This window comes from Acinetobacter sp. YH16031 (assembly GCF_013417335.1).
In the GTDB taxonomy this organism is placed as follows: domain Bacteria; phylum Pseudomonadota; class Gammaproteobacteria; order Pseudomonadales; family Moraxellaceae; genus Acinetobacter.
The window spans coordinates 56,689-70,961 of record NZ_VPED01000007.1 but is presented as its reverse complement, the minus strand read 5'-3'; the positions used below and the strand labels follow the sequence as shown (position 1 = coordinate 70,961).

Below are 14,273 nucleotides of genomic sequence, written 5' to 3'. Positions count from 1 at the left end.
TAATGTTGTTGATCAAATGAATATTAAAGTAGCGCGTATTTCATTACTAGGGGAAATTCAAGGTCTGATCAAATTGATTAGACCGAAGCAATGGGTCAAAAATGCTTTTATCTTTGCACCTTTAATTTTTGCAGGTGAGTTTTTAAACTTAGCTTCCGTTTATACAACCCTATTGGCTGCGTTTTTATTCTGTTTAGCTGCCTCCGCAGTCTATATCGTCAATGATTTAAAAGACATTGAAAATGATCGCGCGCATCCGGAAAAATCTAAAAAAAGACCGCTTGCCTCGGGTGAAGTTCAGCCTAAAAGCGCCTACATGCTATTAACCTTGATTTATGTCTTGCTCAGTTGTGCCTGGCTAATTCTGCCTCAGGTCATCTATGTCATTGCTGTGTATTTAGCCATTAATTTGGCCTATACATTTAGACTCAAAAACGAGCCTGTTATTGAAATTTTTATTGTGGCATTTGGCTTTGTGCTTCGTGTCTATGCAGGGGCTTTGGCGCTGAATGTACCAGTATCGCATTGGATGTTTATTACCACCTTAAGTATTTCACTGTATTTGGCCGCCATTAAAAGACGTCAAGAGCTGATCCAAAGTGGCAAACAAAGCCGTGGGGTATTGGCGCATTATTCAGTAGGCTTAATTGATCGTTTTGCTGAAATGTCTGCAGTCATTAGTGTGGTGTTTTACAGTCTTTACGTGATGGACAAACAACCAGATCTGATTTTAACCGTCCCCTTTGTCATTTTTGGCTTATTTCGCTATTGGTATATTGTGGAAACCCTTAAAGGCGGAGAATCGCCAACCGATGTTGTGATTCAAGACAAACAGATTCTTATCACTGTTTGTTTATGGTTGATGTGCTGTTTATACGTTTTATATCCGCATTAATTAGGACCATCATGCAAATCACTTCCCCCTATTTAATCACCCCATTTCTCGCTTGGTTATGTTGTGGCCTGTTAAAGTTTTTAATTAACAGCCTAAAACAAAAAAAATTGGCGTTTAATTTAATTGGCTATGGCGGCATGCCCAGTAACCATAGTGCCATTGTGAGCAGTATGGCTAGCCTGATTGCATTTAAAGAAGGGATAAATACACCTGCTTTTGGGGTGGCACTAACACTGGCGTATATTGTGATGCTTGATGCCAATGGCTTAAGAAAAAAAGTTGAAGCACAAGCCATTGAAATAAATAAGCTAAAAAATTACACCGCCCCTGTTCTACGCGAGAGAGTTGGTCATAGCAAAATTGAAATTTTAGCGGGACTGTTATTGGGCATTATTTTGGGTAGACTGATTAGCTCCCTATAAATTGGATCTTAAAAATGAATTTAACTAAAAAACTGACATTTCCTTTCATCATTCTTGTATTTTCTATTTTATATTTATTTTCTGCTTGGGTCGCAGATGATGCCTATATTACCTTTAGAACCATTGAAAATTTTCATAATGGCTATGGATTAAGATGGAATATTGATGAACGTGTGCAGAGTTATACTCACCCTTTATGGATGCTCAATCTGCTGATTGGCAAATATATTATTGATGATTTGTATTATCTTGTCATTATACTTGGTTTTAGCTATACCTTACTTACTCTTTACATTCTTTATCAACTAACTAAGCATCATCTGAGTCTTTTTATTTTAACCAATCTGATCTTTTTTAGCTCAAAAGCGGTATTAGATTTTTCATCTTCAGGCTTAGAGAATAGCTTAAGTTATTTTTTAATTTCTTTGTTTTTTTATTTAGTAATTAAACTTAAAGAACAACAATATTTTTACTTGTATTTAAGCTTAACGCTGTCTGCAATGTTCTTAAATAGAATGGATTTAATTATTACATTCTTACCCTTAGCTTTATATTTTTTCTTTTATGTACCTTACCAAAAAAATAAACTCAGAACCTCGATTGTTATGGGTCTGATTGGCTTTATTCCTGTTATAATATGGAGTAGTTTTTCAATTTATTATTATGGTTCATTTTTTGCCAACTCTGTGATTGCAAAAACAAACCTAGGCTTACCTTCTACACAGTTGCAAATACAAGGATTAAAATACTTATATGCTAATTTAATTTATGATCCATTTACGTCTATTTTTATTTATTCAATTCTTATATATACCATATTTTCAAAAAAAATTTTTAATAAACTGCTAGGAATAGGTTTATTTTTATATTTAATCTACTTGATTAATATTGGGGCTGATTATATGTATGGGAGATTCCTTACTACTGCATTTGTTACTTGTTTATTTATTGTTGTTATAAATAATAAAAAAATATTGAATAGACTTTTCCCTCTATTAATAATTCTAAGTATTTTTAATCTATATCAATATACGTTAAAAGATATTAAAAAATTTGAAATTAATAGTACTAATTTTACAGATGAACGAGCTTTTTATTACAAAACTACAGGGCTATTACTAGTAGTTAAGAATAAAAATTTACCAATTTCAGATCATTTTGATGAAACATTAACTTTATTTAATGAGCCTATTTCCAAGCCCACTATACTTTATACCATGGGTTTCAATGGTTATATTATGAGTAAAACATATCCAGAAAAGCATATTGTAGATCTATTAGCTTTGACCGATAGCTTTTCAGCAGCACATCCTATGAGTTATGGATATTGGAGAATTGGACATTTTTATAGAGCTGTCAATGCTGAATACTTAACAAGTATTGAACATAAAATAAATGCTATTACTTTACCTGAAGATCGTTATGTCCTTGATCAAGTATGGTTAATGAGTCGAGCTCCATTAACTGATAAAAAAAGATTAGATGCAATACTGAATTGGCATACAGGTAAAACTTTTAATTTAGCAAAAAAAGCATTTGAAAAATATCCACATGAGCAGATTTACAAAAATTCGCATCAGTATGGAAATACTCTGTGGTATCCAAATCAAAAATAAATATAAAATGAACATCTTTCAGTAATTATTAAAAGATGTTCATTTTTATTAAATTTTTAATTTATCATTTTTCCACTTTTCACATACTTTTTCATCACTATATTTACTGCAATACTTATTTATAAAATTTAAAGTTTTTAACCGTTCACCAGTATTAAAATTACTCTCTGTTTTACTTAGAAATTCTGAAAGAGCACTTTCCTTATTATTGATTATATAATCAATAATAAAATCATTATGATTAGATCTAGTCGCTAGGTCTGAATTATGGTACCAATTACTAATAATATAATATTTTTTTGCCTTATCACGATCATTATTAAACATCAGAATTGACATAGCATAACTAGAATAAACAGAAGATAAATTTTGTGTTGTGAGTTTTGTTTGAGCATAAACTTTTAATGAGTTAATCTCTTTTAAACTACTAAAATCTTCATGATATTTAGGCAAGCTATCGACTAGTCCCTCATAATATAAAATACCTTCTTTATCATCTAGATTCACTAAAACAAGTGCATATAACGCTTGTTCATCTGGACTCATATTAACGTTATTCTTTTGAAGTATTAATTTAGCTTCTTTAAACATCCCTATATCCACAAGTGTTTTAATATAATTATATTTATTGATACTATATTCTGGATTTACTAGATATGAGGTTTTCCATAAAGAATATTCATTAGCCCAAACTTTTACACTTTGATTAAAATTTTGAACCATAACTATTAAGAATAAAATATAAATCATCCCTACTGAAATAAATGCTGTTCTCTTTCCTAACCTAGATAAAAAATAACAAAATAAGTCAAAATATAACTTAATAAACAATATAGAATAAAATGTCAAACCCAATGTCATGAAACGCATATTCCCAATGCTCGAACCATTATTAAATGGAATTAAATATAAAGTCAAAATAACTGTAAAAATTACAGAAAACATTAACCATAGTTCATTTTTTCTTTTTTTAATAAAATATAGAATACAAAAAATAAATGAAATAAAAATAGAACATAACTTAATTTTATTTAAAAAAGTTAAATCCCAGTTAATAGGATGCACAGGGATAACATAAAAAACTGGTAATAAATAATTCTTTAAATAAAAGAAAAAAGCTTGCAATGGAATTAAATCATTAATTAAATAATAGTAATCTACTTCATTATTAGTCGTCGACCCGATAACACCTAGCGAATTATATCTTAAAAAGAAATAAATTATTAAAACAATAAAAATACTTATAATTAACAATGAGTTTTCTCTAGAAAAAATTATATAACCTTTCCAGTCATTTATTATTAGTTTATTTTTAAATGCCCATAAAAAAAACAATAAAAAAGGAAAAATAATTGCTAATTCCTTCGATAATAAACCTAAGAAAAATAATATCGGAATAGCAATATTTTTTATACTCTTACTTACATTTTTTGAAAAATATAAGTTTAATGAAATCAAAGTAAAAAAAGTAACAAAAAGATCGAATCTTCCTGATATCCAGACTGTCGACTCTATTAATACGGGATTTAAAACATAATAAACAAGAACTAAGGTAGGTAGAACTGAAGAGTATTTTTTTAAAAATTTAATTGCTAGTAAATATGTAAGCCATGCATTTAAACTAAATATTATAATATTAATGATATGTGAGATTCTAGCACTCTGACCAAAAATATTAAACTCTAAAAACCAAGTATAAAAAACAAAAGGTCTAAAATAAGCACTACCTTCAATTACTGGTCTTGAAATTAATTGCCAAGAATAATCTTGCTCACTCAAGGATGTATTATAAACAAATAAAATTAAATCATCCCAAACATAATCATAAAATATTACTCTAAAATATAATAAGATAGTTAATAGAATTAATAAACATAGATTTAAAAAATTATAATATTTAGCTTTCATAATTTACCCAAAAAAAAATGGGACATACGTCCCAATTTTTATGTTTTAAAATTTACTGTTTACAAGCATTTGGACGGTATTTTGCGTCTACGTTACCACCAGTACAAGTCCAAGTAGAACCACCATCACCTGTAACAAACAACATAGTTCCACCAGAAGCTTTACCAGTTTTCATTGTAACTGTTACTGTTCCTGCAGGATATGTACCACCAATTGTTGTCGTTACAGCAGCATATTGACCACCAAGTGTTGCATTCATTTGACCAGCAGTAGGAGTTACTGTTGGAGCAACTAATGCTGAAGGCCATGCATTTTTGTCTGCACCATATTCAGATAAAGGTGCTTTTAAACCGCCGCCTAAAGTTACCGCTTCAGAAACTTGTGAACGAGTAATATAATCTTGATAAGCAGGAATCGCAATCGCAGCTAAAATACCGATAATTGCTACAACAATCATTAACTCAATAAGGGTGAAACCCTTTTGCATAGTTTTCATAACATTCTCCACAAATGTTTTTTTGTTTATTTATAAGCTTAAGCAAAAGCTCATTTAGTCTATTTTGTATTTAGCACTAAATGTGCCAACTTTTATTATAATAATTTTTACAGAAAAAACAGCAGTTTAAAAAAATATTTTTCAATTTGTTATTTTTAGGTTTCATTTTGTGTAGATAACTGACAAAAATTGTCATTTATTTGACTAAAGTTACCCTAAAATGATGGGTTTATTTCCCAATTCATTCTTTAAATCATCCATTTTACGATCATAGTATTGATTTAAAATTTCTCCAATCTGCTTAACCCCAAAAATCACCCCATTCTTATACTTCCGTTGCTTCAGCTGCTGAATAATATTTTCACAAATCTGATCCCATACTTCTTGTGTAGTGGCCTGTTTAATTCCCCGATCAATCACAATTTCAACTTTATGATCACAAAGATTCAGATATAAAAGCACGCCACTATTATGCTCTGTATCCCATACACCCAATTCAGCAAAGAGTTGTCGGGCACGACAAAGCGTATCTTGATAATAAGCAGAACGAGAAGGCAGACACCCTTCAATCACGACTTGAATTTCCCCCACATGCCCATGCTCGGCTTCTTCTACAGCTAATGCAATCGCATGCTGGTCCTGCTTGGAGAAAAACCGCTTGGTTGCAGGCATATAAAAAAAGTGCTTAAGCCAGCGCTTTAAACTTGGTTGGGCATGTTCTTCCAGCTTCGGCTGCGTGACAATATCTGTTGTATCTGTAGTTGTTACCATGAGCCTGATGCTCCTCCCCCACCAAAACCACCGCCGCCTCCACCGAAGCCGCCGCCTCCAAAACCACCACGTCCACTACCACCGCCACGACCTCCACCTGCCATGAAAGCATGCAGGATCAACTGAGCAAGTGAGGTCACGAGCAAAAAGAAAACTCCAGCACCAATTAATAGGCTAGTGACCAATCCCATACCATTGACTAACCCGGCTGCGGTACCCGCTACTGCAGCAGTGGCCGCACTCAGCTTCCTGCCAAAGATCATGGAACCAATGACACCAGCGACGATAATAAAAATAACCGAACCAAAAGTCGCTTGAGATGCTTGCTGCGCTTTATAAGCTTGCTCCTGACGCTCTTTAAGCTCAGCCGCTGCTTGAGCTGCAATCTCAGGATCCAGATTTAGAATACGCTCTATTTCTGCCAGCCCAGCATCTATCCCTTGTGCATACTGACCCTGCTTAAACAAAGGTGTAATTTTGTTATTAATAATCCGTCCAGCCACAATATCCGGCAGAACACCTTCTAGCCCATAACCCGTTAAAATCTGGATACGATGGTCATTTACCGCAATGGTCATTAACAGACCATTATCATGTTCTTTTGATCCTAGTTGCCAGCGATCTGCCACACGCATGGAATAGTCAAAAATATCTTCCTGTCCAGTAGTAGGGACAATCACTACTCCGATCTGAGCCTTACCCGCCTGATAAAGATTGATGATTCGTTGACTAAGTTGCTGTTTTTCTTCTAACGTTAATAAATTTGCCTGATCAATCACCGGCTCATTCATGCTGGGCAAGTCGCGCTGAACCTGTCCTTCTGCCATATCATTGGCAATTTGTGACTGCGGTGCTGTATCTGCAGATTCTACATTTTGGTCCGTAGTATTCGTTTTAGGCTGCAAAATTTCACGTGCAACAATGACTTCTTCTGTATCAGTTGCCGTTGCTGTTTCACTCCAAGCAGGATTCATCAGGCTTATAATGAGGCTGAGAAATATCCCTGTACAAAGTTTTACAGCGCTTATATGCATCATTGCAGCCACCTTATTAGTGATTACCCAAGATCAAGCTTAATCAAATGAAACCTTAGGTGCCTGTTGTGCACTCTGCTCTGCACTAAAGTTTGGCTTGGTATCCATCCCAATGACTTTGGCAGTCATCACCTGCGGGAATTGACGTGCATAAGAGTTAAAATCTTGTACAGTCGTAATATAACGGTTACGCGCTACCGCAATACGGTTTTCAGTACCCTCAAGTTGTACCTGCAGGTCACGGAACTGCTCATTAGCTTTCAAATCAGGATAATTTTCGGTTACGGCCAATAAACGCGATAAGGCACTAGTCATTTGTGCTTGAGCTTCCTGATAACGCTGGAACAATTCAGGATCTTCCAGCACTTCACGGTCAACTTTCAAACCTGCAACATTGGCACGTGCCTGAGTCACTTCAGTCAATACCTGCTCTTCATGCGCCGCATAGCCTTTGACGACATTCACCAGATTCGGCACCAAGTCAGCACGACGCTGGTACTGGTTTTGCACTTCAGACCATGCTGCAGTCACCGCCTCATCCTTGACTTGTAAGGTGTTATAGCCACAACCTGTAAGTGTCAGGGTACTGGCTAGCATCAGAGCAATGAAAGATTTTTTTAATACAGGGATCATCTTTTATCCTCAATTCTTTATTGATATTTATTTAATTAATTTGATTTTAAACATATTTTTCTCATTTTTTGTTAATTTTTATAATTTTTTACTTATATCGTTTTTATTCCTTCTGTTTTGCTTCAAAGCTACGACTTAATATTAGATATATCTATAAATTCAAATCCATATTTATTATAAATTCTTAGAACTAAGCTGACTGAATGAATAAAATGAAGAAAAACAAAAAACCCGCCGTAGCGGGTTTTTTTAAACAAATGATTAAACTAAATTAAACATCAAGGTAATCCAGAATACCTTCTGCAGCCTGACGACCTTCCCAGATCGCTGTCACGACCAGATCAGAACCACGGACCATGTCACCACCGGCAAAGATTTTTGGATTTGAAGTCTGGAATTTGTATTGCTGCTGCTCGGCTGCAAGTACGCGACCCGAACCATCCAAGTTGATTTCTACGTCAGTAAACCAGTCTGCAGGACTAGTACGGAAACCAAATGCCAGCAATACTGCATCTGCAGGTAGAATTTCTTCTGAACCTGGAATTGGTTCTGGGCTACGGCGTCCACGGCTGTCTGGTTCACCCAGTTGAGTGGTTACCACTTTTACGCCAGTCACTTTACCATTTTCACCCACGATTTCGATAGGCTGACGGTTGAACTGGAATTCTACACCTTCTTCACGTGCATTTTTTACTTCACGACGTGAACCCGGCATGTTCGCTTCATCACGACGATAAGCACAAACAACAGACTCAGCACCTTGACGGATTGAAGTACGGTTACAGTCCATCGCGGTATCACCACCACCTAAGACAATCACTTTCTTGCCTTCAACACTGATGTATTCGGATGGATCTTTTTCCCAGCCCTGGCAACGGTTCACGTTAGCAATCAGGAAATCCAGTGCATCATACACACCATCCAGATCTTCACCAGCAAAGCCACCTTTCATATAAGTGTATGTCCCCATACCCATAAAGACAGCGTCATAGTCAGCGAGTAACTGGTCGATAGTGACATCGGTACCAATTTCAGTATTCAGACGGAATTCAACCCCCATGCCGGTGAAAATTTCACGACGGCGTTTCATCACGTCTTTTTCCATCTTGAATTCTGGGATACCGAAAGTCAGCAGACCACCAATTTCAGGACGTTTATCAAATACAACTGGCTTAACACCATTACGTACCAGAATATCAGCACAACCTAGACCTGCAGGACCTGCCCCAATGATAGCCACTTTTTTATCAGTCCATTTCACATGAGACATATCTGGACGCCAGCCTAAAGCGAAAGCGGTGTCATTGATATATTTTTCAGCATTACCAATGGTGACTGCACCAAAACCATCATTTAAGGTACAAGCACCTTCACACAGACGGTCTTGGGGACAAACACGACCACAGACTTCTGGCAAAGTATTGGTCTGGTGACAAAGTTCTGCCGCCTGGAAAATACGGCCTTCTGCAAGTAACTTCAACCAGTTTGGAATGTAGTTATGAACTGGACATTTCCATTCACAGTACGGGTTACCACAACCTAGACAACGATGTGACTGATTTGCAGCCACTTCAGTTGTGAAAGGTTTATAAATTTCCACAAATTCTGCTTTGCGGACGTCAATCTCTTTTTTCTCTGGATCTTGGCGTGCGACATCCAGGAATTGAAAGTCATTATTTAGGCGCTCTGCCATCTCTCTCTCCGTGGGTAGACCTAAGGCTTTATTCGCATTACCTTAGGTCTGCCTATATCTGCAGTAGTGGAATTATTGTGGATCAGCTTGAGTTGTTTTCAACAAGGTCAATAAGTTAGCTGCTTTTGGTTTTACCAGCCAGAACTTACGACTATAGAAATCAAACTCATGGCGGATCTTGTACGCCCAAGCACTACCTGTTTCTGCAATATGTTCATCTAAAATGCGAAGCAAGAAGGTCTGATGTTCTTCCATCGCTTCAGTTGAGATACGGTTCAGTTCAATCAACTCATGGTTGTAATGATCTACGAAATCATTGTCCAGGTCCAATACATAAGCAAAACCGCCGGTCATACCTGCACCGAAGTTATGGCCTACTTTACCCAGGACAGTCACAATACCGCCAGTCATGTATTCACAGCAGTGATCGCCTGCACCCTCAATCACAGCGAAGGCACCTGAGTTACGAACTGCAAAACGCTCACCTGCAGTACCTGCAGCAAACAATTTACCACCAGTCGCACCATACAGACAGGTATTACCAATGATGGCAGTATTTTGAGTCTGGAACGGAGAACCTTTTGGTGGGAAAATCGAGATACGGCCACCTGCCATACCTTTACCCACGTAGTCGTTCGCATCACCTTCCAGTTTGAGATGCAGGCCACCGGCATTCCAGACACCGAGTGACTGACCCGCTGTACCAGTCAGATTTACTTTAACTGGATGTGCTTCCATACTCAGGTTGCCATAACGTTTGGCAATTTCACCTGACAGACGCGCACCAATTGAACGGTCACAGTTACCTACTGTGAAGCTGTATTCACCACCTGTACCTGCTTCGATTGCTGGCAGAATTTCTTCTACCATCTTCTCAGCCAAAATACCTTTATCGAACGGTTCATTACCCTGTACTTCACAGTACTGTGCTTTGCCTTCTGCTGCTGGATGTGACTCAAGCAGTTTGCTTAGGTCAAGGTGAGCATGTTTGTCAGTTTCACCTGGCAGGATTTCCAGCAAATCTGTACGACCAATCAGGTCTTTCAGGCTAGATACACCCAATGCAGCCAACCATTCACGAGTTTCTTCAGCAATAAAAGTGAAGAAGTTGATCAGCATTTGTGGTTCGCCGATGTAGTGCTCTTGGCGCAGATGATCCTGCTGAGTCGCAACACCGGTCGCACAGTTATTCAAGTGACAGATACGCAGGTATTTACAACCTAAGGCAATCATTGGAGTCGAACCGAAGCCGAAGCTTTCTGCACCCAAGATCGCGGCTTTTACTACGTCCAGACCAGTTTTTAAACCACCATCAGTTTGAACGCGTACTTTGCCACGCAGGTCGTTTACACGAAGTGCTTGATGCGCCTCACTTAAACCTAATTCCCATGGAGAACCCGCATGGTGAATCGAAGACAATGGAGATGCTGCTGTACCGCCGTCATAACCAGAAATGGTAATAAAATCGGCATACGCTTTCGCAACACCTGCTGCAATCGTACCTACACCCGGCTCAGATACCAGTTTCACCGATACCATTGCTTGCGGATTGACCTGTTTCAAGTCAAAGATCAACTGCGATAAATCTTCGATCGAATAGATATCATGGTGTGGTGGTGGTGAAATCAGGGTCACACCTGGAACTGAATAACGTAAACGGGCAATCAAGCCATTCACTTTACCACCTGGCAACTGACCACCTTCACCTGGTTTTGCACCTTGAGCTACTTTAATTTGCAGTACTTCTGCTGATGTTAAGTACGCTGGAGTTACACCAAAACGTCCGGATGCAATCTGTTTGATTTTCGAGTTACGGATGGTGCCATAACGGGCTGGATCTTCACCGCCCTCACCAGAGTTAGAACGACCGCCAATGGTGTTCATGGCAATCGCAATCGCTTCATGTGCTTCAGGAGATAACGCACCCAAAGACATACCCGCAGAGTCAAAGCGAGGCAGAATATCTTCTACAGACTCAACCTGATCCACTGGAATTGAGTTGTCAGTTTTCAGCTTGAATAAGTCACGAATGGTTGCAATGGGACGATTGTTTACCAGCTCTGCATATTCTTTAAAGTCCGCATAATTACCAGAACGTACTGCTTTATGCAGTGAGTTAATCACATCCGGGTTAAACGCATGGTATTCCTTGCCGAAGACAAATTTCAGCATACCGCCCTGATCGATTGGCTTACGGTTTTTCCAGGCCAAATCTGCCAGTTGCTTCTGGTCATTTTCAAGGTCAGCAAAAGTTGCACCCTGAATACGGCTCGGAACACCTACGAAGCATTTGTTCACAACTTCATTAGATAGGCCGACTGCTTCAAATAACTGACCGCCACGGTAAGAAGCCACAGTTGAAATACCCATCTTAGACAGGACTTTCAGCAGGCCTTTTTCAATCCCCTTACGGAAATTGTTTTGGGCATATACCGGATCACCCAGCAACTCACCTTTAGCCACCAGATCATTGATCACATCATATGCCAGGTACGGATAAATTGCTGTCGCACCAAAGCCAAGCAAAACGGCAAATTGATGTGGATCACGTGCAAAACCGGTTTCAACAATCAGGTTCGCATCAGTACGCAAGCCAGTATTGATCAGATGATGGTGTACTGCACCAGTGACCATCACAGCATTGGCTGGCAAGAAACCTTCACGGATTTTCTTGTCTGAAAGTACCAATAAAGTTTTGCCGTCACGAATCGCTTGCGCTGATTCTTCGCAAATACGAGCAATCGCAGCTTCCAGACCTTCAGTTTCAGCATAGTTCAGATCAATATCCGCAATCTCATAACCTGTACGACCTAGCGTACGGATCTGATGCATTTTTGAATTAGACAGGACCGGACTTGAAATAATCAGACGGTCTGCATGTTCTGGACCCTGTTCGAAAACGTTTTGTTCACGACCTAAACAGGTTTCCAGCGACATCACAATCGATTCACGTAATGGATCGATTGGCGGGTTGGTGACCTGAGCGAACTGCTGACGGAAATAGTCTGATACATGACGTACCTGACGTGACAGAACCGCCATCGGGGTATCATCACCCATAGAACCCACAGCTTCCTGACCGCTTTCAGCGATTGGACGCAGTAACTGGTCACGTTCCTCGAAAGTCACCATGAACATTTTCTGTGCCGCTTTCAGGTTGTCACCTTTCAAGCCTCGCTCACATAGATATTCTTCCAGTTCAGGGCTGCCTTGTAGACGTACAGCATTTTCACGTAACCATTCACGGTACGGACGCATACGTTTCAGGTGATTATTCACATCCTGAGTATCTAATACTTTACCGGTATAAGTATCGATCACCAGCATTTGGCCAGGACCCACACGTCCTTTAGAAATGACATCTTCAGGTTCATAACCCCATACACCGATTTCTGACGCCAGTGTGATGTAGCCATTTTTAGTGATGACCCAACGTGCCGGACGCAAGCCGTTACGATCCAGCATACAGATCGCATGACGACCGTCTTGGATAACTAAACCAGCAGGGCCATCCCATGCTTCCATATGTTTAGAGTTGAACTCATAGAATGCACGTAAGTCAGCATCTAAAGTTTCAACGTTCTGCCAAGCAGGTGGAACCAGCATACGTAGCGCACGGAACAGATCCATACCACCACCCACGAGGATTTCCAGCATGTTATCCAGACTAGATGAATCTGAACCAGTACGGTTTACGATTGGATTCAGCTCAGTCAGACCTGGCAGTAATGGGTTTTCAAATTTAGGCGTACGCGCCATTGCCCAGTTACGGTTAGCCGTAATAGTGTTGATCTCACCATTGTGCGCCAGGTAACGGAATGGCTGAGCCAGTGGCCAGCGTGGCAATGTATTGGTAGAGAAACGTTGGTGGAAAACCACGATATGTGATGCCAGACGCTCATCAGCCAGGTCAGTATAGAAGTCAGCAATAGCTGCCGGCATCATCAGACCTTTATAGCTGATTACAGTTGAGCATAAGGTCGTCACATAGAAGTATGGATCACTGGTTAACTGCTGCTCAGCACGACGACGCGCAAGGAACAATTTGCGGTTGAATTCAACTTCAGTCACACCGATTGGGCAGTTAACAATCACCTGTTCAAAAGCTGGTAGAGACTGCATTGCAATCTCACCGAGCGCATCATTATTCGTCGGTACAACACGCCATGCGATAACGCGACAACCTTCTTCTTCAATTTCTTTGGTCAGGACTTGTTTTGCATGTGCGGCTAATGCTGGATCCAGATTCAGGAATACTGTACCCACAGCAAAAATCTCACTTAAGGTAATGTCACTTAAGCGTTTGGCCTCTTCACGGAAGAATTCTTTAGGCATTGCCAGCAATAGACCACAACCATCACCGGTCTTGCCATCAGCAGCAATACCGCCACGGTGGGTCATACAACTTAGACTATGAATTGCGGTCTTGACCAGATCATGACTGGCATCACCCTGCATATGGGCGATCAAACCGAAACCACAGTTATCTTTAAACTCATCCGGTTGGTATAAACCTTGAGCGGGAGCTACATTATTAGGCGATGGCATGTGCATAGCGTACCCTTCTTTTCACTAAGCCCGATAGGCTATTAAACAATCTAAATTCTGCTGTGCGTGACTGTCTGATTTACTCGGCAAGCTAAGCAGCTTTATAGAGCAAAATATCATTGAGTATCTTTTCAACATAATCCTTTTTCAGACGGAATGCATGAAAAATAACATTCATTTTGCTGATGGATAAGATAAAAATAAGCAACAAAGATGACAATTACGCCTATTCATCGAATCATTTTCGCGCCAAAACA

At 39.0% G+C, this 14,273-nt stretch carries 10 protein-coding genes; 3 read left to right on the top strand and 7 right to left on the bottom strand.

Translation table 11 applies throughout. The features are described 5' to 3' along the window. Positions 1 to 16 precede the first annotated feature (16 nt). From FTV31_RS05210 to FTV31_RS05200, 3 genes are read left to right on the top strand one after another with little or no spacing between them, the layout of a single operon-like run. Positions 17 to 895 (top strand): decaprenyl-phosphate phosphoribosyltransferase, encoded by an 879-nt coding sequence (locus FTV31_RS05210; RefSeq protein WP_180013440.1) that lies wholly within the window; start codon positions 17 to 19, stop codon positions 893 to 895. Positions 896 to 906: 11 nt separating this feature from the next. After that, a complete protein-coding gene (locus FTV31_RS05205; RefSeq protein WP_180013508.1) occupies positions 907 to 1,317 on the top strand; it encodes a divergent PAP2 family protein in 411 nt (136 codons plus the stop codon). Between the two features lie 14 nt (positions 1,318 to 1,331). Further along, positions 1,332 to 2,933 (top strand): hypothetical protein, encoded by a 1,602-nt coding sequence (locus tag FTV31_RS05200; RefSeq protein ID WP_180013438.1) that lies wholly within the window; start codon positions 1,332 to 1,334, stop codon positions 2,931 to 2,933. 48 nt (positions 2,934 to 2,981) lie between these two features. Here the strand turns inward: FTV31_RS05200 and FTV31_RS05195 are convergent, their stop codons facing one another. The 7 genes from FTV31_RS05195 to gltB form a co-directional block, all read right to left on the bottom strand. After that, a complete protein-coding gene (locus FTV31_RS05195) occupies positions 2,982 to 4,841 on the bottom strand; it encodes a hypothetical protein (protein WP_180013436.1) in 1,860 nt (619 codons plus the stop codon). A 52-nt stretch (positions 4,842 to 4,893) separates the two neighbouring features. After that, complete coding sequence (locus tag FTV31_RS05190; RefSeq protein ID WP_373686977.1) at positions 4,894 to 5,328, bottom strand: pilin; 435 nt, start codon at positions 5,326 to 5,328, stop codon at positions 4,894 to 4,896. Positions 5,329 to 5,547: 219 nt separating this feature from the next. Continuing rightward, positions 5,548 to 6,108 (bottom strand): TPM domain-containing protein, encoded by a 561-nt coding sequence (locus tag FTV31_RS05185; RefSeq protein ID WP_180013432.1) that lies wholly within the window; start codon positions 6,106 to 6,108, stop codon positions 5,548 to 5,550. Further along, positions 6,102 to 7,145: a TPM domain-containing protein gene (locus tag FTV31_RS05180; protein ID WP_180013430.1), complete on the bottom strand. Its 1,044-nt coding sequence runs from the start codon at positions 7,143 to 7,145 to the stop codon at positions 6,102 to 6,104. Before FTV31_RS05180 ends, FTV31_RS05185 begins: the two co-directional genes overlap by 7 nt. Before the next feature lie 36 nt (positions 7,146 to 7,181). Next, positions 7,182 to 7,775: a LemA family protein gene (locus FTV31_RS05175; RefSeq protein WP_004787108.1), complete on the bottom strand. Its 594-nt coding sequence runs from the start codon at positions 7,773 to 7,775 to the stop codon at positions 7,182 to 7,184. A gap of 271 nt (positions 7,776 to 8,046) precedes the next feature. Beyond that, positions 8,047 to 9,468, bottom strand: coding sequence for an FAD-dependent oxidoreductase (locus FTV31_RS05170; RefSeq protein WP_104425619.1), 1,422 nt, complete (start codon positions 9,466 to 9,468; stop codon positions 8,047 to 8,049). A 72-nt stretch (positions 9,469 to 9,540) separates the two neighbouring features. Beyond that, positions 9,541 to 14,016, bottom strand: a complete 4,476-nt coding sequence (gene gltB, locus FTV31_RS05165; RefSeq protein WP_180013506.1) for a glutamate synthase large subunit — start codon at positions 14,014 to 14,016, stop codon at positions 9,541 to 9,543. Between the last annotated feature and the right edge of the window lie 257 nt (positions 14,017 to 14,273).